Raw genomic sequence first — 1,478 nt, forward strand, 5'->3', positions numbered from 1 at the left:
TGTTCAGCACGATCACCAGCTCTTCCGGGTTTGCCCCGCCCGATGCGCTGAGCACGCCAAGCGCCCGGGTGAACATCAGCGCAGATTCCTCCAGCTGGCCGGTTTCCATCAGCACCAGCCCCAGATTTGAATAGGCCAGACCGGTGAAATTGCTCGTCTCGCCATAAAAGCGCAGTCGCAGCGTCAACGCATCACGCAGCACCGCTTCGCCCTCGCGATGCTGCCCCATCCGCATCAGCGCGACGCCAAGGCCGGTCAGACTGTCGCCGATGGCGGCATTGTCCCCTTGCGAACGGCGGATCGCCAGCGTGTCGCGCCAGATCGCAATCGCTTCTTCGGGCCGGTTCTGCTCTTCGAGGCACAGGGCGAGCGCCTCGCGCAGCCCCAAGGTCTGCGGCGTGCCCGGTCCCATCAACACCGTCAGTCGTTGCACGCCGGTGCGGAACGTCTGTTCCGCCTCATTCAACCGCCCCAGCCGCATCAACGCATTGCCCTGCATCAGCCGAAAGAAATTGCCGTCCGCCGTGTCACCGGCAATGGCGATCGCACGTTCGGCAATCGGCAATGCCTCGGTGAACCGCGCCAGCATCACCAGATTATTGGCGCGGCGGGCAAGATAGGAGGACAGCTCGATTTCGTCCGCCAACAGCTTTTCGGCCCCCGCCAGCGCGATCTGGAACGGCTTTTCGGCGGCGGCATGTTGGCCTTGTCGCTCCAGCGCCAGCCCGTAAACGAAGTTGGCCAGCAGCGAGACCTCGCTCTCCAAGCCAAATGTCGCCGCCACCTCGGCCGCCTTGCGCGCGATCGGCACCGCTTCGATCGATCGGCCACCTTCGCTCAGCGCCGCGCCGTAATAGGCCATCAGCATCACGCAGCTGTCGAGCGAGTCGGTGGTCGCCTTATCGCCGCCAGCCGCCACGATGCACGCTTTGGCATCAGGCTCGATCAGGGGCAGCGCCTTGGGCATATCGCCGCTTTCAAACGCGGCGGTGAATGCCGCGCTGGGCTGCTTGACCTCGACCTGCTCCTGCGCATGCACGACACCCGCCGCCAGCAGCGATAACGCCATCATCGACATCGGAACGCACGGAACATGGTCGTTTCCCCTTCGATACGAACCTCGTCCTGCACAGGTGGATTGGCAAGCGCATATTAGTATCATTTGACACCATATGCCGAATTGGACTAACCTTTGGCTCACTTTCCGGAGGATGCAGCGATGATCGACGCAACCAACCCAAGCCGTAATCCTTTGGGCCTGAACGGCTTCGAGTTCGTCGAATTCACCTCGCCCGATCCGGTGGCCATGGGCAGGCAGTTCGAGCAGCTAGGCTTCGTCCCCAGCCACCGCCACCCAACCAAGAACATCACCCGCTACAAACAGGGTCGCATCAACCTGATGCTCAACCGCGACGCCGATGGTCGCGTCGCTGCCTTTCGCAACGAACATGGTGCGTCCGCCAGCGCGATGGCCTTTC

At 62.7% G+C, this 1,478-nt stretch carries 2 protein-coding genes; one reads left to right on the top strand and one right to left on the bottom strand.

What is annotated here, in order from left to right:
• Positions 1 to 1,201, bottom strand: a 1,201-nt coding sequence (locus U1769_RS24940) for a tetratricopeptide repeat protein (RefSeq protein ID WP_332720858.1), incomplete at its 3' end; no start/stop codon positions are given.
• Positions 1,202 to 1,219: 18 nt separating this feature from the next.
• Between U1769_RS24940 and U1769_RS24945 the strand changes: the two genes are divergently transcribed.
• A partial coding sequence (locus tag U1769_RS24945) for a VOC family protein (RefSeq protein ID WP_503644622.1) occupies positions 1,220 to 1,478 on the top strand: 259 nt, incomplete at its 3' end.

This window comes from Parasphingomonas zepuensis (assembly GCF_036663735.1).
In the GTDB taxonomy this organism is placed as follows: domain Bacteria; phylum Pseudomonadota; class Alphaproteobacteria; order Sphingomonadales; family Sphingomonadaceae; genus Sphingomonas.